The organism is Alphaproteobacteria bacterium (assembly GCA_005883305.1).
In the GTDB taxonomy this organism is placed as follows: domain Bacteria; phylum Pseudomonadota; class Alphaproteobacteria; order Sphingomonadales; family Sphingomonadaceae; genus Allosphingosinicella.
On sequence record VBAC01000001.1, the window covers coordinates 1,240,317 to 1,263,339 of the forward strand.

Consider the following 23,023-nt stretch of genomic DNA (forward strand, 5'->3'; position numbering starts at 1 on the left):
GCGTTCGCGGTTATTCGCGGATGCTGGAACCCCTCACCCCAGCCCTCTCCCCACGGGAGAGGGAGCCCTATGGACCGCCCGTAGCCCACGCGGAGCCACGGGCGCTCCTTACGGCCTGTCAGCCGCCCGCCTGCTCGGACTTGCGGCCGAGAATACCGGTCGCGCCGAGGAGCGATCCGACAAACCCGCCGGCAATGCCTCCAACGATGATGATCGAGGTGATGTCGCCCTCGGCCCAGTTGGGATGGATTTGGCGCGCGGCGAGGATCGCGGCAGCCATCGCCGCGGCCTTGCGCAGCCAGAAGGCCCACCATGGTCCCGGGCCCGGCCCGCGCGGCGGCGTTCCGCAGAAATCGTCAAACACCCAGCCAGCAGCCGCCACGAGAATATATGTTATCAACATGCCGAACTCCCCCCTTCATCTGTGGAAACGCATACTGGTGCAGTGATCTGCGCATCCAAGTTATCGGTCCGACGGGGGCAATTGGCAATTAATTTCTTGGCCGCAACGATTGCCCGCCCCGGGCACGCTGTTCCAGTTGGCGGCTCTCGCGCGGTTGGGCTAAGCGGGTGCGCATGATCGACCTCAAAGCGCTGCTGAAACCCGATCAGGGCCGGAATGCGATTCCACTCCAGCTCGTCGACAGGAAGGGCTTCGAGGCCTGGCTCAAGGACCAGCCCGCCCGAGTTCGCGGCGCGCTCGATGCCCAGGGCTTTCGCGGCGAGGGCTTCCAGCTTGCAATCCTCCCCGGCGAGCGCGACGAATGGTCCGCGGCGCTGGGAGTCGCCAATGTCGACGATCTCAGCCCCTGGTGCCTCGCCAAGGCCGCCGAAGCGCTTCCCGAAGGCACTTACCGCGTGGCCGGACGCGGGCCGGGGCCCGCGGTTCTCGGCTGGCTGCTGGGGCAGTACCGGTTCGATCGCTATAAAAAGGAAAAGAGGCCGGCCGGCCCGCGCGTGCTTCTCACCGACGATCCGGCGCGGATCGGCGAGGCGGTGCTCGCGGCCGAAGCGACCTTCCTCGTCCGCGACCTCGTCAACATCCCCGCCGGGGACTTGGGTCCCGCCGAACTGGAGGCCGCCGTCCTCGCCCTCGCCGACGAAAGCGGCGCAAAGGTTACCGTCACCCGCGATCACGCCTTGGCCGAAGGCTATCCGATGATCGCCGCGGTCGGCGCCGCCGCCGCCCCGGGCCGCGAGCCGCGCCTGATCGAGCTCGAATATGGCGACCAGCGCCACCCGCGAATCGCCGTCGTCGGCAAGGGCGTCTGCTTCGATTCCGGCGGCCTCGACATCAAGCCCTCCTCCGGAATGCGGCTGATGAAGAAGGATATGGGCGGCGCTGCGCACGCTCTGGCGCTGGCGCGGATGGTGATCCACGGCAAGCTCCCGGTCCGCCTCCATTTGCTGATCCCGGCGGTCGAGAATGCCGTCTCGGCCGCCGCCTTCCGGCCGGGCGATGTACTCAAAAGCCGCAAGGGGCTGACCGTGGAGGTCGGCAACACCGATGCCGAGGGCCGCCTGATCCTCGGCGACGCTCTGGCCAAGGCGGCCGAAGGCGCCCCGGAGCTGATCCTCGATTTCGCGACCCTGACCGGCGCGGCCCGGGTCGCGCTGGGGCCGGATCTTCCGGCGACCTTCGTCAACGACGAGGCGCTCGCCGCCGAGCTGCTCGCCTGCGGCCATGAAGCGTCGGACCCGCTTTGGCGCATGCCCCTGTGGAAGCCTTATGACGAGATGCTCGCGTCGGACATCGCCGATCTCGGCAACATGGCCGAGGCGCCGATGGCCGGCGCCGTCACCGCGGCCCTGTTCCTCCAGCGCTTCGTCCCGGAGGGCACCCCCTGGGCCCATCTCGACACCTTCGCCTGGCGCTCGTCGGCCAAACCGGGGCGGCCGAAGGGCGGCGACGCGCTCGGCCTTCGCGCCGCCTGGGAAGTGCTTCGCCGGCGCTACGGCCGATAGCATTCCGCCGCCGAATCGCCTCGCTCCCGCGACTAATCGGAAACGAAACGGTCTCTGGAAGGTTGTTACGTTCGAACAGCCTTACCCTCTTACCGAGTCGGAGCAGGAACGTGGCCGATCAAGCCCTGCGAAGCTGGATGCACACGCTGATCAACTATGTGCGTTCAGGGCAGCCCGATCTTACCAACCGCCAGATGGCGCTGATGATGCTCGTTTATCTGACGCCGGGGCCGCACACGGTGCGCGGGCTCGCGCAGCTGCTCGGCGTGTCGAAGCCGGTCATCACTCGCGCCTTGAACACGCTCGGCGCGCTCGGCTATCTGCGCCGCGTTCGCGACGAGAGCGACAGGCGCAATGTCTTCGTCGCGAAGACCAGCACGGGACAGGAATTTCTTGAAGGCTTCAACCGCAATCTCGAACATTCGGGGAGCGACCGCAGAGCGCCCCGGGAGTCCGGACTCCTCCTCCAGCACGGATGAAGTCTTCCGCCTCGACGGCCCCTCACGGCCGATCGACGCCCGGATCCACGCCTGGCGCAGCGACCTCGCCGACGTCGCTCTGGCCGGCCGGATCTTCGCTCCTCACTACGCCAGGCCGATCGTCCGCGCCTGCGGCTCTCAGCCCGCTTTCGTTTGGCCCGGCGCCCTCGGCGACGGCGACGCGATCAGCGAGCTCCTCCCCGGGGAGGAATTCGCGGTGCTCGAATATGCCGGCGGACGCGCCTGGGGCTTCTGCAAGGCGGATCACGTCGTCGGCTATGTCGAGGCGATCGCTCTGGCCGACCCGATCGAGCCGACCCACGTGGTTTGCGAAAGGAACGCGCCGGTCGCCGCCGACGAACGGGTGACCTCGCCGGTCATCGCCCATCTGCCGATGGGCGCCCGGCTTCACGGCCACCCCTGCGGCGGCTGCCTCGCTACCGAATATGGCTGCGTTTCGATGAGTCATTTGCGCGCCTTCGACGATCCCGAGCCCGATCCGGTGGTCGTCGCCGAGCGGCTGCTCGGAGTCCCCTGGCTTCCCGGCGGCCGCAGCGAGCAAGGGATCGACGCCGCCGGCCTCGTCCAGCTCGCGCTCGGCCTCGCCGGAATCCGCTCGCCGCGCCTGCCCGACCAGCTCAGGAGCTTCGGGGACCCGGTCCCGGACGGCGCCAGAGCGGAGCGGTGCGATCTGGTGCTGTTCGAAGGCGGTGCCGGGCTGATGATCGACGATCTGATGATGATCCACGCCAGCGCGGAGTCAGGCCGGGTGACGGTCGAGGCGCTCGCGCTCCATCCCGAGAGGCGATTGCACCGGCTGGCCTGACCATTGCATTTCGCTCCCGAAACGAGCACCTTCCCCCGATAACAAAGGGGAGGATGGCATGAACGGAACGATCGGCGCGCCCGCGCCGGCCTGGCTTCGCATCGTCGCGGCGCTCGGCCTGGTCTGGAACCTGTTCGGTATCTACAATTATCTGATGACCGTGGGAATGGTGGAGGGCATGGACGCCGCCGCCGCCGATTCCATGCCCGCCTGGGTCACCGGCGCCTTCGCCATCGCCGTCTTCGGCGGAGCCCTCGGCTGCGTCGGCCTGCTCATGCTCAAGCGCTGGTCGAAGCTCCTGCTGCTGCTGTCGCTGCTCGGCGTGATCGCCATGGACGTGTGGATGTTCGCGCTCTCCGGCCTCAGTTCGACCATGGCCGGGGCGGAAATGGGCGTGACGATCGCGGTGCTGGTAATCGCCGTCTTCCTCGCCTGGCTCGCTCACGACGCGGACAGGAAAGGCTGGCTCAGCTAGAAGTCCGCTCTCGATCAGCTCGGGCCGGCCAGAAAGAGTCATCCCGGCGGAAGCCGGGACCCATGAACATCGGTCGTTTCAGGAGAGGTGCCGCCGCCTGGCCCGCATCTCACCGTCGGAGTTCATAGGTCCCGGCTTCCGCCGGGATGACTCGGTTTGGTTGGTCGGCCGAAGACCTGTGCATATCTCACGCTCTAACCCTCACATCTCCCCCCGCGCCCGGCGGAGTGCATACCAGCGCGCGACATTGGCCTGGTGCTGCGCCAGCGTGTCGGCGAAGACGTGACCGCCCGTTCCGTCGGCGACGAAGTAGAGCGCATTGGTCGGCGCCGGATCGAGCACGGCGGCGATCGAATCGCGCCCGGGATTGGCGATCGGCCCGATCGGAAGGCCGGCCGAGGCGTAGGTGTTGTAGCCGTTATTGGCTCTCAGCTCCGACAATAGGATCCGCCGCCCGAGCGGCCGGCCGCGGGTGACCGGGTAGATCACCGTGGGATCGGCCTGGAGCGGCATTCCGCGCCTCAGCCGGTTCGAATAGACCCCGGCGATCAGCCGCCGCTCGGAGGGCTTTCCGGTCTCCTTCTCGACGATCGACGCGAGAATGATCGCCGCCTCCGGGCTGACCACCGCCGCGCCCGGCCTGCGCGCGCGCCACAGCCGGTCGAGCTCGCGCCGCATCGCATTCTGCATCCGCGCGAGCACCGCCGCCCGGCTCTCGCCGCGCCGGTAATTGTAGGTGTTGGGCAGCACCGAGCCCTCGACCGGCACTTCGATCGCGCCGGTGAGATAGGGCAGCCGCATCAGTCGCTCGTGCACCAGCACGGACGGCATGCCCTCCGGAACGGTCACCGCCCGCTGCACCGGCCGGCCGAACTGGAGGTGGTGAAGCACCGCCGCCGCGCTCATTCCGGCTGGCAGCAGGAACTCGCCCGCCTGGACCGGCGCGTGGGCGCCGAACAGCCGGGCGAAGCCGCGAAAGGTTGTCGCGTTGCCGCGGATCGCGCCCGCCGCCTCGAGCTGCCCGGCCACCTTGGCCACGCTCGATCCCTGGTCGACGATGATCGTCACCGGCGCTGAGGCCGGCCCGGGCCCCACCCACAGCAGCCACGTCCCAATGCCCGCGGCGAGGATCAGCAGCGCCGGGACGAACAGGACGAGCAGGAGGCGGCGCGACACCCGGCTTAGGGTCCGCATTCAATTAGGTTTGGCGATTTCCGTCCAATTACAGAGTCATCCCGGCGAAAGCCGGGACCCATGAACTCTGCATCGCCAGAAAAAGCTCCGGACTTTGCCACCCTTTCTTCGCCCTCCGGTGTGCATGGGTCCCGGCCTTCGCCGGGATGACTCCCTTTTTTGCCCCAAACCTCAATTCTAATTGAGCACGAACCCTAGATCGCCTTCATCACCAGGCTGGCATTGGTCCCGCCGAAGCCGAAGCTGTTGTTGAGCACCGCCTTCACTTCGCGCTTCTTGGCCTTGTGCGGCACGAGGTCGACGCCCTCGGTGCCCTCGTCCGGATTGTCGAGGTTGAGCGTCGGCGGCACGATCTGGTCGCGGATCGCAAGGATGCAGAAGATCGCCTCGACTGCGCCCGCGCCGCCCAGCAAATGGCCGATCGCCGACTTGGTCGAGCTCATCGAAACCTTGCCGATCGCGTTGCCAAACAGGCGCTTCACGGCGCCGAGCTCGATCGTGTCGGCCATGGTCGAGGTGCCGTGCGCGTTGATATAGTCGATGTCGCTCGGCGCCATTCCGGCCTTCTTCAGCGCCATCTCCATCGACCGGTAGGCGCCCGAGCCTTCCGGATGCGGCGCCGTGACGTGATGCGCGTCCCCCGACAGGCCGTAGCCCACCACCTCGGCATAGATTTTCGCGCCTCGCGCCTTGGCATGCTCATATTCCTCGAGCACGACGACCCCGGCGCCCTCCCCCATGACGAAGCCGTCGCGGTCCTTGTCATAGGGGCGGCTCGCCTGCTCCGGCCGGTCGTTGTAGCTCATGTTGAGCGCCCGGGCCTGGGCGAAGCCGGCGATTCCGATCGGGCAGATTGTCGCTTCCGCTCCGCCGGCAAGCATGATGTCGGCATCGTCGTCGCGGATCATCCGCGCCGCGTCGCCGATCGAATGGGCGCCGGTCGAGCAGGCGGTGACGACCGCGTGGTTCGGCCCCATCAGGCCGTATTTGATGCTCACCTGGCCCGAGATGAGGTTGATCAGCCGCCCGTGGACGAAATGCGGGCTGACGCGTCCCGGCCCCTTTTCGGCCAGCAGCAGGCTTTCGCTTTCGATTCCCGGAAGGCCGCCGATGCCCGAGCCGATCGAGACCCCGGCGCGAAGCCGGGTCGCCTCGTCCATGTCGGTGAGGCCCGCATCCTCGAGCGCCTGCCCGGCCGCGTCGAGGCCGTAGATGATGAAGGGATCGACCTGCCGCTGCGTCTTATGGTCGACGCGCTTGTCCGGATCGAAACCATATTCATGATCCTTCGGCTTCACCTCGCAAGCGATCGTGCACTTCTGGTCGCTCGGATCGAACTTGGTGATCCTTCCGGCGCCGCTCTTGGACGCCAGGATGTTCCTCCAGCTCGTCTCGACGTCACCGCCGAGCGGCGTGACGAGACCCAGACCAGTGACGACGACGCGGCGCATGTACGGATACTCCTTCAAGACAAAAACGGCCCCCCGACCGGAGACGGGGAGCCGTTTTTAAGACAAAGCGGCTCGCTTTCCGCCGGCCGGCGGAGGCGCTCCCTAAGGGTTAGGCCTTGTTCTGGTCGATATAGTCGATCGCGTCCTTGACGGTCGTGATCTTCTCGGCGGCGTCGTCCGGGATCTCGACCCCGAATTCCTCCTCGAACGCCATGACCAGCTCGACGATGTCGAGGCTGTCGGCGCCGAGATCGTCGATGAAGCTCGCTTCCTCGGTGACCTTGTCCGCCTCGACGCCCAAATGCTCGACGACGATTTTCTTCACGCGGTCAGCGGTCTCGCTCATAGTTCACCTTTCCCTAGAGGCTTATTCGTTGCCACACGCCCTAGCCGCACGCGGGCGGGAAAGGCAAGTGGAGATGGGGTGCGGGTCTCCAGCCCTCGCCTGTCGTCGAGATGGTCTTTTAATCCCTTTTGCGCCACTCAGGAGCCATGTTGAGGGGGCTGGCGAGCGGATCATGGCTGACGGAGCGGCGGCTCCGCACGATCGCCCTGCTTTCCCTCGCGGCGGCGGTGGCGATGATCGTCTTCCTCATCGCCACGGCGCACGGCACTCTGGACCGCTACGGGCGGCCGCTCGGCACCGATTTCTCCGGCGTCTGGAGCGCCGGCCGGATGGCGCTCGACGGCCATGCGGCCCAGGCCTGGGACTGGGAGGCCCATCACGGCGCCCAGCAGGCACTCCACGGCGATCCCGCCGTGCCCTTTTACGGCTGGCACTATCCGCCCCCGTTCCTGCTCGTCGCGGCGCTGCTCGCGACGCTGCCCTATCTCGCGGCCCTGTTCGTCTGGCAGGCCACGACGCTCGGCGCGGCCGCCCTGCTCGTGCAGCGCATCGTTCCGGGCCGGACCGCGCTGCTCGCCACGCTCGGCGCGCCGGTCGCCTTCATCTGCGTCGCTCACGGGCATAACGGCTTCCTGACCGGCGCGCTGTTCGGCGGCGGGCTGCTGCTGCTCGACCGGCGCCCGTTCCTCGCTGGCTTCCTCTTCGGCTGCCTGATCTACAAGCCGCAATTCGCGCTCTTGATCCCGCCGCTGCTGCTCGTCTCCCGGCAGTGGCGCGCGATCCCGGGCGCGGCGCTGTCGGCGGGCCTGCTCGTCGCGCTGACGCTGGCGATCTGGGGCTGGCCGGTATGGCGGGCCTTTCTCGATTCGCTGCCGCTCACCCAATCGGTCGTGCTCGAGGCCGGCAGCACCGGCTGGGAAAAGATCCAGAGCCCGTTCGCGATGATCCGCATGTGGGGCGGCGGCATCGCCTTCGCCTACGCGGTGCAGGCTTTCGCCACCCTCGCCGCGATCGGCGCCGCGCTGTGGCTCGCATGGCAAGGCCGGGCCGCGGAGCGCAATGCCGCGGCGCTGGCGGCGGCGCTCATCTCCACGCCCTATGTGCTCGACTACGATTTCGTCCTGCTCGGGATCGCCATCGCCTTCCTCGCGGCCGACGGCCTTCGGAGCGGCTTCCTGGACTGGGAGAAGACCCTCCTCGCTTTCTGCTGGATCGCGCCCTTCTTCGCGCGCCAGCTCGGGGCGCTCGCTTTGCTACCCCTCGGGCAGGCCAGCGCGATCATCGTGCTCGTGCTGGCGCTGCGCCGCGCCGCCGCGCTCGACGGCGCGCCTCAAAACATCGCCATCCCGCCGTTGACGTGAAGAGTCTGGCCGGTGACGTAGCCGGCCTCGCGGCTGGCGAGATAGACGGCGGCCGCGGCGATGTCCTCGCCCTTGCCGAGATCGCCGATCGGGATCCGCCCGAGCAGGGCCTGCTTCTGCGCGTCCGGCAGCACGTCGGTCATCGCCGATCGGATGAAGCCCGGAGCGATGCAGTTGACCGTAATCCCGCGGCTCGCGACCTCCTGGGCGAGCGCCTTCGACATGCCGATCAGGCCCGCCTTGGACGCGGCATAATTGGCTTGGCCCGGATTGCCGGTTACTCCGACCACCGAGGTGACCGAGACGATCCGCCCGAAGCGCGCGCGCATCATCGGCTTCATCGCCGCGCGGGCGAGGCGGAAGGCGGCCTCGAGGTTGATCCGGATGACGTCCGACCACTCCTCGTCCTTCATCCGCATCGCCAGATTGTCGCGAGTCACTCCGGCATTGTTGACGAGGATGTCGAGCTGCCCCAGCGCCTCGACCGCCCGCGGCACCAGCCCATCGACCGCCGCCCCGTCGCCGAGATCGCAGGCCAAAGCGACATGCTCCCCCCCCAGCTCCCCACGAAACGCCTCCAGCTTCTCGGCATTCGACCCGGAAACCGCCAGCCGGGCCCCCTGCGCCGCGAGGCCCTTCGCAATCGCGGACCCAATCCCGCCCGAGGCGCCGGTGACGAGTGCGGTCATTCCATTGAGGTCGAACATGGTTTCAGGCTCCAGAAGAAGGGATGTTCACGCGGAGGCGCGGAGAAGAAGGGGAAGGCGCGGAGGGGCGGTAATCGTTGACCACTCGCTTCACGCCTTCCTTCAAGGTTTCGCCGCCAAAATTTATGAGCAGCCCAACGGGCTGCCTTTTCAATCTAAGGTAGGTCAGCAGCTGCTTGCTATGGACCGGCATAAGGCGCTCCACCGATTTGACCTCGACCAGGAGCCGGTCGTCCACAACGAGATCGGCTCGAAACGCCGCCTCGAAGACGATTCCCTCGAACTCGGCGGTGATGAGCTGCTGCGTGACGACACCATAGCCCAAATCCTTGAGGCGCCCCGCAAGCAGCGCCACATAGACGGACTCCAGAAGACCGGGACCGAGCTCGCGATGCAGGCGCAGGGCTACATCCAGGACATCGGCGGTGATCTCGTCAATTTCCTTCATCCTTCTCCGCGCCTCTCCTTTCTTCTCCGCGCCTCCGCGTGAACTATATTTCCTTCACCAGCGCGTCGATGTCGTCCATCGTAATCACGCTGCTCACGCCCGCGTCCGGCGCGATGCGCTTGACCATTGGGCCCAGCACCTTGCCGCCCAGCTCGACGAAATGGGTGACGCCCGCGGCGGCCATGTTGGCGACGCTTTCGCGCCATCGCACGCGCCCGGTCACCTGCTCGACGAGAAGCTCGCGGATCGTGTCCGGGCTGTCGACCGGCGAAGCGGTGACGTTGGCGTAGAGCGAGACCGCCGGCGGCTTCATCGCGACGCCGGCCAGCGCCTCGGCCATCGCGTCGGCCGCGGGCTTCATCAGCGGGCAGTGGAACGGCGCCGAGACCGGCAGCAGCAAGGCCCGCTTGGCGCCCATCTCCCTGGCGATCTCAAGCGCCCGCTCGATCGCCGCCTTGTGGCCCGAGATGACGATCTGCGACGGATCGTTGTCGTTGGCGACCGTGCAGACCTCCCCTTGCGCCGCCGCCTCGCACACGCGCTGGCCAAGCGCCAGATCGGCGCCGAGCAAGGCGGCCATCGCCCCCTCGCCCACCGGCACCGCCGCCTGCATCGCCCGGCCGCGCGTCTTGAGCAGGCGCGCGGTCGTTGCGAGATCGAACGTGCCACCTGCGCAGAGCGCCGAATATTCGCCAAGGCTGTGGCCGGCGACGAAATCGGCCTTGTCCTGAAGGTCGATTCCCGAAGCGCGCAAGGTGGCGATGGCGTTGGCCATGATCGCCGGCTGGGCGTTCTCGGTCAGCGTCAGCTCCTCCGCCGGGCCCTCGGCCATTAGCCGCGCCAGCGACTGGCCGAGCGCCTCGTCGACCTCCTCGAGCACCGAGCGCGCCTCCCGGCTGGCCCCGGCCAGGGCCGCGCCCATGCCGACCGACTGGCTCCCCTGCCCAGGGAAGATGAATGCGCGCATGGTCCGTCTCCTTGTCGTGCGGCGCTGGTTAGGCAGCGTCCCGCCGGCGCGCAAGCAGCCTCAGCGTCGCGTCGCGAACCAGATGACGTGGCGCGGCCCCTTGCCGTTGGCGCGGGCGCGCACCGCCACCTCGTCGACCGCGAAGCCGGAGCCGCCGAGCCTCCTCGCGAACGCCTTGTCCGGCGCCGCCGACCAGATGGCGAGGAGTCCGCCGGGCTTCAGAGCGCCGCGCGCCGCCGCCAGCCCCGCCGCCGAATAGAGCGCGTCGTTGCCGGCGCGGGTCAGCCCGTCCGGCCCGTTGTCGACGTCGAGCAGGATCGCGTCGTAAACCGCGCGTCCGGCGCCGATCTCGGCGGCGACGTCGCCTTCGATCAGCCTGACGCGCGGATCGTCGAGACAGCCCGCGGTCAGCTCGGCCATCGGCCCCCGCGCCCAGCGGATGATCGCCGGCACCAGCTCGGCGACGACCACCGTCGCATCCTTGCCGAGCGCCGCCAGCGCCGCGCGCAAGGTGAAGCCCATGCCATAACCGCCGATCAGCAGGCGCGGCGCGCGGCGCCCTTGCAATCGCACGACGCTCATCTCCGCGAGCGCCGCCTCCGATCCGCTCATCCGGCTGTTCATCAGCTCGTTGCGGTCGAGCACGATCATGTAGTCCGCCCCGCGCCGGAACAGCCGCAGCTGCTCGCCGCCGGGCACGTCGGTCGTGTCGATCAGTTCGCGCAGAATCATCGGGGCTCCCCTCGACGCGGGCCGCCGCTTTGTCGAGTCATTGCTGGCACCCGCAGGGGTTGCTTTTTCTCCCCATCTCGGCCAGAGGCGCCGCAGTCCGGGGCCAAGGCTCAGCCTTTCGCCCCGGCTTTTGCTTTACGACGACAGCCGGAGGGGCGTCCGCATTGGGCGGCGCCAGCGATCGGCCAAAAGAAGGACAAGCGCGACATGGCTCTCTACGAGCATGTGTTTCTCGCGCGTCAGGATCTGGCCCAGGCCCAGGTCGACGCGCTGGCGGAAAACGCCACCAAGATCATCGAGGACAACGGGGGCAAGGTCGTCAAGACCGAGACCTGGGGTCTTCGCAACATCGCCTACCGGATCGCCAAGAACCGCAAGGCGCACTACGTCGCCCTCGATTTCGAGGCGCCATCCAACGTTGTCGCCGAGCTCGAGCGCCAGACCCAGATCAACGAGGACGTGATCCGCTACCTCACGATCAAGGTCGATGAGCACGAGGCCGGCCCGAGCGCGATGATGCGCCGCGGCGAGCGCGACAAGCGCCGCGACGACGAGCGTGGCGATCGCGGCGATCGCTTCGGCGGCGACCGCGACCGCGGCGACCGCGGCCCGCGCCGCAACCGCGACGAAATCGAAGCTTAAGGAGGCAAGACACGATGGCACGCCCATTTTTCCGCCGCCGCAAGTCCTGCCCCTTCTCCGGCAAGGATGCGCCGCGCATCGACTATAAGGACGTCCGCCTGATGCAGGGCTTCGTCTCCGAGCGGGGCAAGATCGTCCCGAGCCGCATCACCGCGGTCTCCACCAAGAAGCAGCGCGAGTTGGCGAAGGCGATCAAGCGCGCCCGCCATCTCGGCCTGCTTCCCTATGTCGTGAAATAAGGAGCGAGGACGATGGACGTCATTCTGCTCGAGCGCATCGAGAAGCTGGGTTCGATCGGCGACGTGGTGAAGGTGAAGAACGGCTATGCCCGCAACTTCCTCCTTCCCCGCGGCAAGGCCCTTCGCGCCAACGATAGCAACCGCAAGGTCTTCGAGGCCAATCGCGAGAAGATCGAAGCGACCAACGCCGAGCGCCGCGGCGCGGCCGAGGCCGATTCGAAGAAGATCGACGGCGCCAAGATCCAACTGATCCGGCAGGCGTCGAACGCCGGCCATCTCTACGGATCGGTCAGCGCGCGCGATCTCGCCGAGGCGCTGGAGGCCCAAGGCCACAAGGTCGCCAAGAACCAGATCGTCCTCGACAAGCCGATCAAGTCGATCGGCCTTCAGGACGTTCGGATCGCGCTTCACCCCGAAGTGTCGGTGACGATCAGCGTAAACGTCGCCCGCTCGCCCGAAGAGGCCGAGCTTCAGGCGGCCGGCAAGGACGTGATGGCCGAGATGTTCGAGAAGGATGTCTCGGGCTTCATCGAGGAGCGCGACGAGACGCTCGAGCCGGGCGAGATCGCACCGGAGCCGGCGGCGGAAGCTGCCGAGGCTGCTCCGGCCGAGACCGCCGAGGCTGGCGCGGACGAGGAAGGCGAGACGGCCGACCAGGCCTGACGCTGCCGCCGACAAAAAGACAGAGGCCGCCAGTTCGCTGGCGGCCTTTTTCTTTGCCTTAATTCCTTGTCACTCCGGACTTGATCCGGGGTCCATCTTCCCTCTCGGCCGCCGCGCAGCACATGCGACCAGACAAGCGAGCTCGGAACATCTGCATCCTAATTCGCTCCCATGAAGGTCAGCCCATTGGGCAGATCGGTGACGTCGCATCGAATTCAGTTGACGAATTTACGCGTCAGAGTCCACGTCGTCCAACATAGCTTCCGGCGGGCCGACGAACCCGAGCTTGGCGCCCCAACCCATAGGCTCGTCTTCGCATCTACGGGCTGATAGGTCGGCCCCACAATGTGCACCGGCTTCAACTTTGTCTCACCGTCATTGTCGAGTTCGGGCGCGACATAACAAAACTCTGTGACGTAGCTGGCCCCGAAGGTATCCTGATAACGGACAAAGCCCCTCAGGACGAAGTGCCCTCTAGGCTCATCCGCCTCTAACTCAGACCACTTCGCCCAAGCCTTGCGGATGCCCTCGCGCGTCAGCCGCACTTCCCTATCGCGGCGCTGACCCGGTGGAATCACGCCGACATTACTCGATATGTTGCGGGCAACCTTCTTGTATCGGTTCACGGCCTTCCAATCGCCGGCATCGAGAAAGGCGTAGAACTCCGCAGAAATCGCAGGTGTCCGCCCGCTGTTCTCAAAGGTGACCTTCGCGTGAGGCAGCCGGCCCTCTTCTTCGGATAGGTAGACCAGTGCGCGCGTAGCGTGAACGTAGGGCTGTAGCTCCGCACGAGCCACAGCCCGCGCGAGGTTCAATTGCGCCTCCTGATGACTCGTCGCCTTCTTCGTTTCATCAGCGGTTTCGCGTGCGAGCGCGATAGAGATCCGGCCTTGCCCGAGTGCCCTGAGGACAAGAACGATACTCATAAGAGAGAGGATGGCGCCTATCGAAGCCACTACGAGGCTATTGTTGGCGACGTTAACGGACTCGGTCGCGGCTTCCGCAGCGCGCCATTGTGCGCATAGGTCGGCGACTTCGTGATTGCGAGCGCGATAGCAATCGTCGCTCCACGGATTGGGATACGCGGTGAAGATATTGGCGGGCGGTAGCAGGGGCCTTCTGAAAACTTCTTCAAGATTTTCAGAAGACGAGGCGGATGCGTTGGCCGAAGCCGAAGACGCCTCAGCCGTGATGTTCGCCGCCGGAGCAGGGGCTGGAGCTGGCCGATGTTTGGGTGCCGGAGCCGCAGCGGCGACCGCCAACCCGGCAAACATCAGGGCTACCGCCAACAAGAAACGGTGACACATCGCTGATCCCCCCGCCGCCACAATGCCGGGTCCGAAAAACTATTTCAATTTAAGGTTTCGACCCCGAAGCAGGTGTATTTTCTAAAAAGGATAGTTCGAAAGGTTGCGCGTCCGGATCAACGAAAGAGATTCTTATTCCGCGACTATGCACGGGCAAGAAGGCGGACTCCGAAATCTAGCTCGGAATGACGAATTGCGAACGGGCCGCCGCTCCGCTGGAGTCGGCGGCCCTTTTCTTTTTTCTTCCGCTTTGCCTATGAGCGGCGGGCCAGGAAGAGGGTGAATGAGATGATGCTGCGGGTGTTCGGCCGGATCCTGTTTCTCTTGCTCGTCGCCGGCGCGGCGCCTGCCTCCGCCCAGCAATTCACGGCGGCCGAGACCGCGCGGATCGACGCGCTGGTCCACCGCTCGCTCGAAGCGACGGGCGTGCCCTCGGCCTCGATCGCGGTCGTTCGCGGCGGCCGGATCGTCTTCGCCCGCGCCTACGGCACGCAATCGCCGGCCTTGCGCGAAGCCTCGCCCGACGCGCTCTACCAGATCGCCTCCGTGTCCAAGCAGTTCACCGCCGCCGCCATCCTCATCCTTCGCGATCAGGGCCGCCTCTCGCTCGACGACACGGTCTCCAAATATATTCCCGGGATCACCGGCGGCGAGCGGATCACCATCCGCCAATTGCTCAGCCACACGTCGGGCCTGCAGGATTACTGGCCGCAGGATTACAGCTTCGAGGCGATGTCGCACCCGACGACCCCGCAGGTGATCGTCGACCGCTGGGCACGCAAGCCGCTCGACTTCGAGCCCGGCACGCAGTGGCAATATTCGAACACCGGCTATGTCGTCGCCGGGCTGATCGTCGAGCGCGTCTCCGGCCAGCCGCTCCTGGCCTTCCTCCAGCAGCACATCTTCCGCCCGCTCGGCATTCACCCGATCGACCAGGACCTCGCCGTCGGCCGGGGCTTTCCGGTCGGCTATCGCCGCAATGCGCTCGGGCCGGTGCGGCCGGAGACTCCGGCGGGGACCGGCTGGCTCTACGCGGCGGGCGAGCTGGCGATGAGCGCGCCGGATCTCGCCCGCTGGGACATCGCGCGGATCGACCGCTCCCTCCTGCCGGCGCGCGACTGGCAGGAGCAGGAGACGCCGGTCGACCTCTCGACCGGCCGCACGACCAGCTACGGCCTCGGCGTCCAGACCAACGACATCGCCGGCCGCCACGCCATCAGCCATGGCGGCGAGGCGGTCGGCTTCCTCTCGACCAACATCGTCTTCCCCCGCGACCGCGAGGCGGTGGTCGTGCTGGTCAATGCCTGGTTCGGCGATTCGCACGACCGGATCGCGCGCGGGATCATCGACATCATGCACCCGCCGCTGGCGAGCGGCGCCACCGGCGACGACGATGCCGCTCTGGCCGCCGCGCGCCGGGTCTACGACCAGCTGCGCGGCGGCCGGCTCGACCGCGCTTTGCTGACCGAGGACGCCAACTTCTACTTCACCGACGAGGTCCAGCACGATTATCGGGACAGCCTCGGCCCCCTCGGCGACCCGCAGGGCTTCGCCGCGAGCGGGCCGGCGCGGCTTCGCGGCGGCTTCGTCAACCGCAATTACGCGGTGACCTACCAGGGCCGCCGGCTGACCGTCGTCACCTATGCCGAGCCCGGCGCGGCCGGGAGGTTCGAGCAGTTTCTGGTGATGCCGGCCGGCTGAGCATGATCGAAGGCATCGCCCGAAGCCCGCAATGGCTGCCGTTCGCGCCCGATCCGGCAAGCGGCGGGATCTGCCTGCTGAAGCTCGAGGAAGCGGACTATCGCGCGGCGAGCTTTCTCGACCAGCGCATATTGACGCCCCGATCCGAGCTTCGCGCCGCTGGGTGGGCCGAGATCGCCCTGCCCGCCGAGGCGCGGCGGGACGCCAACTGGATCTTCCACATCGGCAATGTCGGCTCGACCCTGATCTCGCGCTTGCTGGGCGAGCTGCCCGGGATCTTCGCCCTTCGCGAGCCGCTCCTCCTTCGGGATTTCGCCGCCTCGCCGCCGCCGGGCGAGCGCTTCGACACGCTCGTCGCGCTCCTCTCGCGAACCTTTCGCCCGGAGCAGCGCGCCAACGTCAAGGCCACCAGCTTCACCAGCGAGATCGCGCCGCGCCTGGTCGCGCCGGGCTCGCGCGCCTTGTTCCTCTACGCTTCGCCCGAGCGCTATCTCGAGAACATCCTCGCCGGCGAGAACAGCTGGCAGACGCTTGCAGCGCTGAGCCCGACCCGCCTCGCGCGGCTGCAAAGCCGGTGCCCCGGCCTCGAAGCGGACATCGCCGCGATGCACGACGGGCTCAAGGCGGCGCTCGGCTGGGCCTGCGAGACGACCTCGCTCGAGCGGGCCGCCGCGGCGCTGCCGCAAGGAAGCGTGATGTGGCTCGATTTCGACCGCTTCCTCGACGATCCCGCCCGCCACCTCATCGAAATCGCCGCCCATTTCGGGGAAAGCGTGGACTCCGCGACCGCCAAAGCGGTCTGCGAAGGCCCGCTGATGCGCCGCTATTCCAAGGCGCTGGAATATGAATATTCCCCCGCGCTCCGCCGCGAGATCCTCGCCGACGCCCGCCGCCGCCATGCAGCGCCGATCCGCGACGCCTTGAACTGGCTAGCCGCCCTCGAAAGCCGCTATCCTTGCGCCGCGCAGGCGATTCGCCGGGCGCGCGGGGAGGGCTGATGTTCAAGGAAATCCCGGATCTACTGACACAGGCCCAGGTCGCCGAACTGACCCGAATCGCGAGCGCCGCGCGGTTCGTCGACGGCCGCATCTCCAATCCGCATTCGACGGTGAAGAACAACCTCCAGCTCGACGACGACAAGGCCTATCAGGCCTCCTCGCAACTGATGCTGAAGGCGCTCTACGCGCACGAGGATTTCCGCAACTTCGCCTTCCCGGTGGCGATCCTGCCGCCGCTGATGACCCGCTACACGCCCAGCATGCGCTACGGCGCCCATGCCGACGCGGCCTTCCTGCAGCTCGGGGCGCAGGCGCTTCGCTCCGACCTCAGCTGCACGATCTTCCTCGGCGATCCGGCGGCTTACGAGGGCGGCGCGCTCACCATCCACCTCGGCACTCGGAGCGTCTCCTTCCGCGGAAAGCCGGGAAGCGCGATCGTCTATCCGTCGGACAGGCTCCACGAGGTCGAGCCGGTGACCAAGGGCGAACGCCTCGTCGCCATCACCTTCATCCAGAGCCGAATCCCCGACACCGCCAATCGCGAGACGCTCTACGAGCTCAACGAAGTCGCCGCGCTCGAAGGCCTGAGGATGGACAAGGCCAATTTCACCCGCCTCCAGCTGGTCCAGGCGAACCTGCTGCGCAAATGGGGCGAGACGGCTTGAGACAGGATCGACTGGGCCTGATTTGGTCCGTCATTGCGAGCGTAGCGAAGCAATCCAGTGCTGAGTCCGAGGCCCGCTGGATTGCTCCGTCGCTACGCTCCTCGCAATGACGAACTGACCAGGGCGACGTGGCCTAGCGTATCGCGTCCAGCGCCACCCCTTTCGTCTCCTTTGCCAGCAGCGCCGAGACCCCGCTGATCGCGCAGGCGATGGCGACGTAGAGCGCGACGGGCGTCGCCGATCCGTAGCTCTGGTAGAGCCGCAAAGCGACGATCGGCGCCAGCGAGCCGGCGAAGATCGCGGTCAGCTGGTAGGCGATCGAGGCGCCCGAATAGCGGATGCGAGTGGGGAACAGCTCGGCGATCATCGCCGCCTGCGGCCCGTACATCGTGCCGTGGAGCACCAGCCCGACGACGAGCGCGGCGACGATCGCCAGCTTGTCTCCGCTGGCCAGCAGCGGGAACAGAGCGAAGCTCCAGCCGGCGAGGCCGAAGGCGCCGATCGCATAGACCGGCCGCCTTCCGATCCGGTCGGAAAGCCGCGCCGCGAGCGGGATGGCGGCGAACTGCACCGCCGCGCCGATCAGCAGCGCGTTGAGCGCGAGCGAGCGGCTCTCGGCCGAAATCTCGACGAGGAAGGTGAGCGAGAAGGCGGTGAGCACGTAATAGGAAATGTTCTCGCCGAGCCTCAGGCCCGCCCCGAGCAGCACCGCCTTGGGGCGCTCGCGCAGCACCTCGATCGCCGGAAGCTTGGGCGGCGTCTCCGACTCCTCCAGCGCCGCCTCGAACATCCGGCTCTCGGCGACGCGGTTGCGGACGTAGAAGCCGACCGCGATCAGGACGATCGAGGCGAGGAACGGCACGCGCCAGCCCCAGGCGAGGAAATCCGCCTCGCTCAGCGTGCCGCTGATGGCGGCAAGCATTCCGGCGGAGAGCAGGAAGCCGGCAGCGACTCCCGCCTGCGGCCAGCTCGCCCAGAAGCCGCGCCGCGCGGCGTCGCCATGCTCGGCGGCCATCAGCACCGCCCCGCCCCATTCCCCGCCGACCGCGAAGCCCTGGACGAGGCGCAGGACGATCAAGGCCACCGCCGCCCAGATTCCGATCGTCTCGTAAGTCGGAAGCAGGCCGATCAGCACGGTCGCGGCGCCCATCAGCAGCAGGCTCAGCATCAAAAGGCGCTTGCGTCCGATCCGGTCGCCATAATGGCCGAAGACGATTCCGCCGAGCGGCCGGGCGACGAAGCCCAGCGCATAAGTGGCGAAGGCCAGCAGAGTCCCCGTCAGCGGATCGTATTGCGGGAAGAAGAGGTGGCCGAAGACGAGCGCCGCCGCCGAATTGTAGAGGAAGAAATCATACCATTCGATGGTCGTGCCGATCAGGCTCGCCATCAGCACCCGCCTCAGCGGCGTCGCCTGCTCCTGTGCCAAAGTCCCCTCCCCCTTCAGGTTCCGCAGCGCCACACGCCGTCCAGCTCCATCTGCTGGCTGGCGCGGCGGTTGGTGACCGTGATCCGCCCGGGCCAGCTTCCCGCCGCGCCCTCGCCGGCCGGAATCTCGCCGGTGCGCCCGACGCTGATGCCGACCTCGCGATCCTCGAAAAAGCCCCCGGTCGGTCCCATCGGACCCGAAGGAGTGAAGCGACGGAGCAGCCCGGCGACCCGGGCGATCGCCCCGGACGGCGTGACCGCAAGCAGGATGCGCCCGCCGCGGCTGAAATCGCAGGCCGTGACACCCAGCGCGGCCAGATCCGTGGGCGCGAGCGGCGCGATCCGCGCGGCGGCCTGGGGATCGACCTCTTCCTTCTCCGGAGTCGAGAGCTGCTTGATCTGATTCTCGCTGGCGCCGCCGCGCACCGGCTCGCCGCTTTGGCCGCAACCGGCCGCCAGCAACACGATCGCCAGCCAGGCGCGCATCAATAGCCCATCAGGGCCAGCACCTCGCGGCGGCTTCGTTCGTCGTCCCTGAACACGCCCATCATCCGGCTGGTGGTCATCATCACGCCGGGAGTCGCCACTCCCCGGGCGCTCATGCAGGCGTGGCTCGCCTCGATCACCACCGCCACGCCGAGCGGCTGGAGATGCTCGCAAATGCAGTCGGCGACCTGCGCCGTCAGCCGCTCCTGGACCTGCAGGCGGCGCGCATAGCCGTGCAGCACGCGGGCGAGCTTGGAGATGCCGACGACCCGGTTGCGCGGCAGATAGGCGATCGCTGCCTTGCCGATGATCGGCGCGAGATGATGCTCGCAATGGGACTGGAACGGGATGTCCTTGAGCAGCACGATCTCGTCATAGCCGCCGACCTCCTCGAAGGTTCGCGAAAGGTGACGCGCGGGATCCTCGTCATAGCCGCGGGCATATTCCTTCCAGGCGCGCGCCACCCGCGCCGGCGTGTCGAGCAGCCCCTCGCGCTCGGGATCGTCGCCGGCCCAGCGGATCAGCGTTCGCACCGCCTCCTGGACGTCCTTCGGAACCGCGATCTTGTTCGGTTCGCCCACCAGATCCCCGTCCTCGGGGCCGCCGCCGTTCATTCGCCTGTCTCCCTCGGGAGGGCGAATACACGGCGGCCGGGCCTGCGCCTAGATGTCAGCAGTGCCGGCCGCCGCCTCCGGGATCGCGATTGGGGCCGCTGTCGGTGTCGGTGCACCCCATTCGGCGCGGGCTGCCGCCGCGTCCACCGCGGCCGCGCCCTGCCGGATCGGCCTGCGGACCGCTGTCGCTGTCGGTGATTCCGCCGCCGTTGCCGTTGCCGAAACCGCCGCGCCGGCCGCGGCCGGCAGGATCGGCGTTGGGCCCGGAATCGTTGTCGGTCAGGCCGCCGCCACCGCCATTGCCGCGCCTGCCGTGCCCTGCCGGATCGGCGTTGGGGCCGGAATCGCTGTCGCTCGTCCCGCCGCGGCCGCGCCGCCCATGGCCGGCCGGGTCGGCGCTCGGCCCGGAATCGCTGTCGGAATAGCCCCCGCCGCCGCCGCGCCCGTGGCCCGCAGGATCGGCATAAGCGCCGCTGTCGTTGTCGGTGACCCCGCCTCTGCCGCCGCCGCCGTTTCGGCCATGCCCCGCTGGATCCGCCTGCGGGCCGCTGTCGCTGTCCGAATAGCCGCCGCCGCCGCGCCCGTGCCCTGCCGGATCGGCCTGGGGCCCGCTGTCATTGTCGGTGAAGCCGCCGCCGCCCTGGCAGTTTCGGCCGTTGCCCGCCGGATCCGCGCCACCGCCCGAATCGCTGTCGGAGCAGCCGCCCCGGCCGCCCTGATAGCCGCCTGCGTAGCGCCCGTAGCCGCGATAGCCGTGCCCGGCGCCGATCGGATCGTAGGGGTCGGCATCGCTGTGGCCGCCCATTCCGACGCAGCCGGTGAGAGCGAGGAACGAGCCCGCCCCGGCGGCGCCGGTTCCGACCCTGGCGAGGAACGAACGCCTGCTTATCGGGCGAGTCGGCTTCATCGGCTGGTTCCCTTCCGCACAGGGATGGATGGCAGCGCTCGTAACGGGCGGGAAATGAACGCCGCCTTACGCGGTGGTGACCCCGACAGGATTCGAACCTGTGGCCTACTGATTAGGAATCAGTCGCTCTATCCTGCTGAGCTACGGGGCCTCCGCCACGGCCGCGGTTTGGCGCACCGGCCCGGCGCGGTCAATTCTCGACACTCCGCCATGCGACCAATCTTACCCCTTGTTAACCACTCGCAACTAGACACTGGCTCAAGGGAGACAGGCATGCCGATCAACCTCAATCCGAACGGCGCGCTCGCTCGCGGCTGGCAGGGAGCGCAGTCCGTCGACTTCGGCGAGCGCCTCATCCTCCTGCTCTTCTTCGGCTGGTTCCTGTCGCACATCCTGCCAAGCGTCGCAGACCATCCGTACAATATGCTCATCCTCGTCTCGGAGACGCTGACTGCGCTCCTCGTCCTGGTCCGCCGGCCCGGACCCATGGCCACCAGCTTCTACGCCTGGGCGATCGCGATCCTGGGCACGTGCGCGCCGTTGCTGGTGCTGCCGACGTCGAACGAATCCGGGCTCCCCGTGGCAGTGGCGGCGGGCCTGATGGTCGCCGGCCTCATGTTCAGCCTTGCCGCCAAAGGCTTTCTGCGGCGAAGCTTCGGCATCGTCGCGGCCAGCAGGGGCGTTCGGCGCGGCGGCCCCTATCGCCTTGTCCGCCATCCCATGTACGCCGGCTACATCGTCACCCAGATCGGCTTTCTTCTCATCAATCCCTCGTTGTGGAACGCAGCGGTTTACGCGCTGTCGTGGACGATGCAGGTGATGCGCATCGGCGAGGAGGAGAAGATTCTGTCGCGCGATGCAGCCTATCGCGATTACCAGGCCGACGTGCGCTACCGGCTGATTCCCGGCCTCTATTAGTTCTGCTCGCCCGGCGGAGTGACCGGGAAGGGCAAGGGGGCGACCGGAATTCCCTCCTCGCGAAGGCCCTCGGCGACGGCCGGCGTGGCGCTGCCGTGGATCGCCCGCGCTTCCGCCTCGCCGAGATGGATCGCGCGGGCTTCGTCGGGGAAGCGGTCGCCGACATGCTCGCTTTTTTCGAGCAGCCTTTTCTGGGCCTCGGCCATCCCCGCCAGCGCCGCCTTCACCGCCTCGGGAGGCAAGCAGGCCGCCCGGTTTCCCTTCGCTCCGACGCTGGGGGCCATCGGGGCCTTCTCCACTTCGGCCGCGCCGCAGACCGGACAGGCGACCAAGCCTCGCGCGCGCTGCGCCTCATAATCCTCGCTCGAACCGAACCATGCCTCGAAAACGTGGCCCTGAGCAGCGCAGCGCAGATCGAAGATGATCACGCGAGCTCGGGCCGTGGAATCGCGCGGCGATGCTGGATGGCCGGGACGCGCTGGCGCACCTCGTCGACCGCTGCGGGGTCGATTTCGGCGAAGGCGATGCCCGGCCCCTCGCCCCCCATGTCGAGCAGCACCTTGCCCCAGGGATCGACCACCAGCGAATGGCCGTAGGTGGCGCGGCCGTCCTCATGCTTGCCGACCTGGGCGGCGGCGATGACGAAGGCCCCCGCCTCGATCGCCCGGGCGCGCATCAGCACGTGCCAATGAGCCTGGCCGGTGGGCACGGTGAAGGCCGCCGGGATGCTGAAGGCCTTTGCGCCGCTGTCGCTGAGCGCCGAATAAAGCCCGGCGAAACGAAGGTCGTAGCAAATGGACAGGCCGAGCGGGCCGAGCGGAGTGTCGACCACGACAGCGCGGTCCCCGCCGCGATAGGAGGCCGATTCGCGCCAGCTCTCCCCGGTAGGCAGGTCGACATCGAACAGGTGAATCTTGTCGTAGCGCGCGCGGACCCTGCCCTCGCCGTCGATGACGAAGCCGCGATTGACCAGCTTGCCGTCCGAGCCGCCCTTCAGCGCAAGCGAGCCGAGATGGACCCAGATCCCGGCCCCGGCCGCCGCCGCGCGCACCCGCGCCAGCACCGGATCGTCCGCCTCTTCATGGAGATGGGCCGCGGCCCTGGCCCGGTCCTGGTCGAGCAGGCCGCTCATCTCGGGGGTGAACAGCATCCTCGCGCCGCCCCCCGCCGCTTCCGCGACACGGCCCGCCAGTTCGTTCGCGTTCGCCTCCGGATCGATCCCCGTCTGCGCCTGAAACAGGGCGATCCTCATGCCTCGAGCATCGAATCGAGTCGGCCGTCGCTGTCCAGCGCGTGGAGGTCGTCCGATCCGCCGATGTGGCGATCGTCGATGAAGATCTGCGGCACCGTGGTGCGCCCCTTGGCGCGCTGGATCATCTGCGCCTTCTTCCCCGAGTCCATGCCGACGTCGATCTCCTCATAGGCGACGCCCTTGCCATCGAGCAGACGCTTCGCCCGCGAGCAATAGCCGCAAAAGGCCCTGGTGTAGATTTCGACGCGCGCCATT

At 67.7% G+C, this 23,023-nt stretch carries 28 protein-coding genes and 1 tRNA gene; 12 read left to right on the plus strand and 17 right to left on the minus strand.

Translation table 11 applies throughout. The annotated features are described in order from the left end of the window. Positions 1 to 118: 118 nt before the first annotated feature. Positions 119 to 403, minus strand: coding sequence for a hypothetical protein (locus tag E6G92_06130; protein TMJ19362.1), 285 nt, complete (start codon positions 401 to 403; stop codon positions 119 to 121). A gap of 173 nt (positions 404 to 576) precedes the next feature. Between E6G92_06130 and E6G92_06135 the strand changes: the two genes are divergently transcribed. From E6G92_06135 to E6G92_06150, 4 genes are all read left to right on the plus strand, one after another. Beyond that, positions 577 to 1,965 carry a leucyl aminopeptidase family protein gene (locus tag E6G92_06135; GenBank protein ID TMJ19363.1) on the plus strand — a complete coding sequence of 463 codons (1,389 nt, stop codon included), beginning with the start codon at positions 577 to 579 and terminating at the stop codon, positions 1,963 to 1,965. 137 nt (positions 1,966 to 2,102) lie between these two features. Then, positions 2,103 to 2,444 carry a MarR family transcriptional regulator gene (locus tag E6G92_06140; protein ID TMJ20734.1) on the plus strand — a complete coding sequence of 114 codons (342 nt, stop codon included), beginning with the start codon at positions 2,103 to 2,105 and terminating at the stop codon, positions 2,442 to 2,444. Continuing rightward, on the plus strand, positions 2,359 to 3,270 hold the full coding sequence (locus tag E6G92_06145; protein TMJ19364.1) for an NlpC/P60 family protein: 912 nt from the start codon (positions 2,359 to 2,361) through the stop codon (positions 3,268 to 3,270). The genes E6G92_06140 and E6G92_06145 overlap by 86 nt, the downstream gene beginning before the upstream one ends. A 58-nt stretch (positions 3,271 to 3,328) precedes the next feature. Further along, a complete protein-coding gene (locus E6G92_06150; GenBank protein TMJ19365.1) occupies positions 3,329 to 3,745 on the plus strand; it encodes a hypothetical protein in 417 nt (138 codons plus the stop codon). 201 nt (positions 3,746 to 3,946) lie between these two features. Here E6G92_06150 and mltG read toward each other — a convergent pair whose 3' ends face one another. From mltG to E6G92_06165, 3 genes are all read right to left on the minus strand, one after another. Continuing rightward, positions 3,947 to 4,939, minus strand: a complete 993-nt coding sequence (gene mltG, locus E6G92_06155) for an endolytic transglycosylase MltG (GenBank protein ID TMJ19366.1) — start codon at positions 4,937 to 4,939, stop codon at positions 3,947 to 3,949. 194 nt (positions 4,940 to 5,133) lie between these two features. Then, positions 5,134 to 6,390 (minus strand): beta-ketoacyl-ACP synthase II, encoded by a 1,257-nt coding sequence (gene fabF, locus E6G92_06160; GenBank protein TMJ19367.1) that lies wholly within the window; start codon positions 6,388 to 6,390, stop codon positions 5,134 to 5,136. Between the two features lie 109 nt (positions 6,391 to 6,499). Continuing rightward, positions 6,500 to 6,736 (minus strand): acyl carrier protein, encoded by a 237-nt coding sequence (locus E6G92_06165; GenBank protein ID TMJ19368.1) that lies wholly within the window; start codon positions 6,734 to 6,736, stop codon positions 6,500 to 6,502. Between the two features lie 146 nt (positions 6,737 to 6,882). On the opposite strand from E6G92_06165, the gene E6G92_06170 reads away from it, so the two are divergent. Beyond that, positions 6,883 to 8,097 carry a DUF2029 domain-containing protein gene (locus E6G92_06170; protein TMJ19369.1) on the plus strand — a complete coding sequence of 405 codons (1,215 nt, stop codon included), beginning with the start codon at positions 6,883 to 6,885 and terminating at the stop codon, positions 8,095 to 8,097. Here E6G92_06170 and fabG read toward each other — a convergent pair. Genes fabG through E6G92_06190 form a run of 4 tightly spaced genes read right to left on the minus strand, consistent with a single transcriptional unit; the run spans position 8,067 to position 10,951 of the window. Beyond that, positions 8,067 to 8,804: a 3-oxoacyl-[acyl-carrier-protein] reductase gene (gene fabG, locus E6G92_06175; protein ID TMJ19370.1), complete on the minus strand. Its 738-nt coding sequence runs from the start codon at positions 8,802 to 8,804 to the stop codon at positions 8,067 to 8,069. The genes E6G92_06170 and fabG overlap by 31 nt on opposite strands. Before the next feature lie 4 nt (positions 8,805 to 8,808). Continuing rightward, positions 8,809 to 9,252, minus strand: a complete 444-nt coding sequence (locus E6G92_06180; GenBank protein TMJ19371.1) for a GxxExxY protein — start codon at positions 9,250 to 9,252, stop codon at positions 8,809 to 8,811. 43 nt (positions 9,253 to 9,295) lie between these two features. After that, positions 9,296 to 10,219 carry an ACP S-malonyltransferase gene (gene fabD, locus E6G92_06185; GenBank protein TMJ19372.1) on the minus strand — a complete coding sequence of 308 codons (924 nt, stop codon included), beginning with the start codon at positions 10,217 to 10,219 and terminating at the stop codon, positions 9,296 to 9,298. A gap of 60 nt (positions 10,220 to 10,279) precedes the next feature. Next, positions 10,280 to 10,951 (minus strand): spermidine synthase, encoded by a 672-nt coding sequence (locus E6G92_06190; GenBank protein TMJ19373.1) that lies wholly within the window; start codon positions 10,949 to 10,951, stop codon positions 10,280 to 10,282. Between the two features lie 207 nt (positions 10,952 to 11,158). On the opposite strand from E6G92_06190, the gene E6G92_06195 reads away from it, so the two are divergent. The 3 genes from E6G92_06195 to E6G92_06205 are packed head-to-tail and all read left to right on the plus strand — an operon-like array spanning position 11,159 to position 12,495. Continuing rightward, a complete protein-coding gene (locus tag E6G92_06195) occupies positions 11,159 to 11,593 on the plus strand; it encodes a 30S ribosomal protein S6 (GenBank protein ID TMJ19374.1) in 435 nt (144 codons plus the stop codon). Between the two features lie 14 nt (positions 11,594 to 11,607). Further along, positions 11,608 to 11,832 (plus strand): 30S ribosomal protein S18, encoded by a 225-nt coding sequence (rpsR, locus tag E6G92_06200; GenBank protein ID TMJ19375.1) that lies wholly within the window; start codon positions 11,608 to 11,610, stop codon positions 11,830 to 11,832. A 12-nt stretch (positions 11,833 to 11,844) separates the two neighbouring features. Beyond that, positions 11,845 to 12,495 (plus strand): 50S ribosomal protein L9, encoded by a 651-nt coding sequence (locus E6G92_06205; protein ID TMJ19376.1) that lies wholly within the window; start codon positions 11,845 to 11,847, stop codon positions 12,493 to 12,495. Between the two features lie 215 nt (positions 12,496 to 12,710). Here E6G92_06205 and E6G92_06210 read toward each other — a convergent pair whose 3' ends face one another. After that, positions 12,711 to 13,784 carry a hypothetical protein gene (locus E6G92_06210; GenBank protein ID TMJ19377.1) on the minus strand — a complete coding sequence of 358 codons (1,074 nt, stop codon included), beginning with the start codon at positions 13,782 to 13,784 and terminating at the stop codon, positions 12,711 to 12,713. Between the two features lie 309 nt (positions 13,785 to 14,093). Between E6G92_06210 and E6G92_06215 the strand changes: the two genes are divergently transcribed. Genes E6G92_06215 through E6G92_06225 form a run of 3 tightly spaced genes read left to right on the plus strand, consistent with a single transcriptional unit; the run spans position 14,094 to position 17,166 of the window. Further along, the gene (locus E6G92_06215) at positions 14,094 to 15,503 is read left to right on the plus strand and encodes a beta-lactamase family protein (GenBank protein ID TMJ20735.1); all 1,410 of its coding nucleotides are present in this window, start codon (positions 14,094 to 14,096) and stop codon (positions 15,501 to 15,503) included. 2 nt (positions 15,504 to 15,505) lie between these two features. Then, positions 15,506 to 16,501, plus strand: coding sequence for a hypothetical protein (locus E6G92_06220; protein TMJ19378.1), 996 nt, complete (start codon positions 15,506 to 15,508; stop codon positions 16,499 to 16,501). Then, positions 16,501 to 17,166 carry a Fe2+-dependent dioxygenase gene (locus E6G92_06225; protein TMJ19379.1) on the plus strand — a complete coding sequence of 222 codons (666 nt, stop codon included), beginning with the start codon at positions 16,501 to 16,503 and terminating at the stop codon, positions 17,164 to 17,166. Before E6G92_06220 ends, E6G92_06225 begins: the two co-directional genes overlap by 1 nt. Positions 17,167 to 17,299: 133 nt before the next feature. On the opposite strand, the gene E6G92_06230 is transcribed toward E6G92_06225, so the two are convergent. From E6G92_06230 to E6G92_06250, 5 genes are all read right to left on the minus strand, one after another. Beyond that, a complete protein-coding gene (locus E6G92_06230; GenBank protein ID TMJ20736.1) occupies positions 17,300 to 18,553 on the minus strand; it encodes an MHS family MFS transporter in 1,254 nt (417 codons plus the stop codon). A gap of 53 nt (positions 18,554 to 18,606) precedes the next feature. Continuing rightward, entirely contained in the window at positions 18,607 to 19,077 is a 471-nt protein-coding gene (locus E6G92_06235; protein ID TMJ19380.1) for a hypothetical protein, read from the minus strand. Then, positions 19,077 to 19,691 carry a GTP cyclohydrolase I FolE gene (folE, locus tag E6G92_06240; protein TMJ19381.1) on the minus strand — a complete coding sequence of 205 codons (615 nt, stop codon included), beginning with the start codon at positions 19,689 to 19,691 and terminating at the stop codon, positions 19,077 to 19,079. Before folE ends, E6G92_06235 begins: the two co-directional genes overlap by 1 nt. Before the next feature lie 55 nt (positions 19,692 to 19,746). Further along, positions 19,747 to 20,598, minus strand: a complete 852-nt coding sequence (locus tag E6G92_06245) for a hypothetical protein (GenBank protein TMJ19382.1) — start codon at positions 20,596 to 20,598, stop codon at positions 19,747 to 19,749. A 74-nt stretch (positions 20,599 to 20,672) separates the two neighbouring features. Then, positions 20,673 to 20,749, minus strand: a tRNA-Arg gene (locus E6G92_06250). Positions 20,750 to 20,808: 59 nt separating this feature from the next. On the opposite strand from E6G92_06250, the gene E6G92_06255 reads away from it, so the two are divergent. After that, positions 20,809 to 21,516: an isoprenylcysteine carboxylmethyltransferase family protein gene (locus E6G92_06255; GenBank protein TMJ19383.1), complete on the plus strand. Its 708-nt coding sequence runs from the start codon at positions 20,809 to 20,811 to the stop codon at positions 21,514 to 21,516. Here the strand turns inward: E6G92_06255 and E6G92_06260 are convergent. From E6G92_06260 to grxC, 3 genes are read right to left on the minus strand one after another with little or no spacing between them, the layout of a single operon-like run. After that, positions 21,513 to 21,944: a DUF1178 family protein gene (locus E6G92_06260; GenBank protein ID TMJ19384.1), complete on the minus strand. Its 432-nt coding sequence runs from the start codon at positions 21,942 to 21,944 to the stop codon at positions 21,513 to 21,515. The two genes, E6G92_06255 and E6G92_06260, sit on opposite strands and share 4 nt — an antisense overlap. Continuing rightward, positions 21,941 to 22,768, minus strand: a complete 828-nt coding sequence (locus tag E6G92_06265; GenBank protein ID TMJ19385.1) for a carbon-nitrogen hydrolase family protein — start codon at positions 22,766 to 22,768, stop codon at positions 21,941 to 21,943. The genes E6G92_06260 and E6G92_06265 overlap by 4 nt, the downstream gene beginning before the upstream one ends. Continuing rightward, positions 22,765 to 23,022 carry a glutaredoxin 3 gene (grxC, locus tag E6G92_06270; protein TMJ19386.1) on the minus strand — a complete coding sequence of 86 codons (258 nt, stop codon included), beginning with the start codon at positions 23,020 to 23,022 and terminating at the stop codon, positions 22,765 to 22,767. The genes E6G92_06265 and grxC overlap by 4 nt, the downstream gene beginning before the upstream one ends. Position 23,023: the final 1 nt, after the last annotated feature.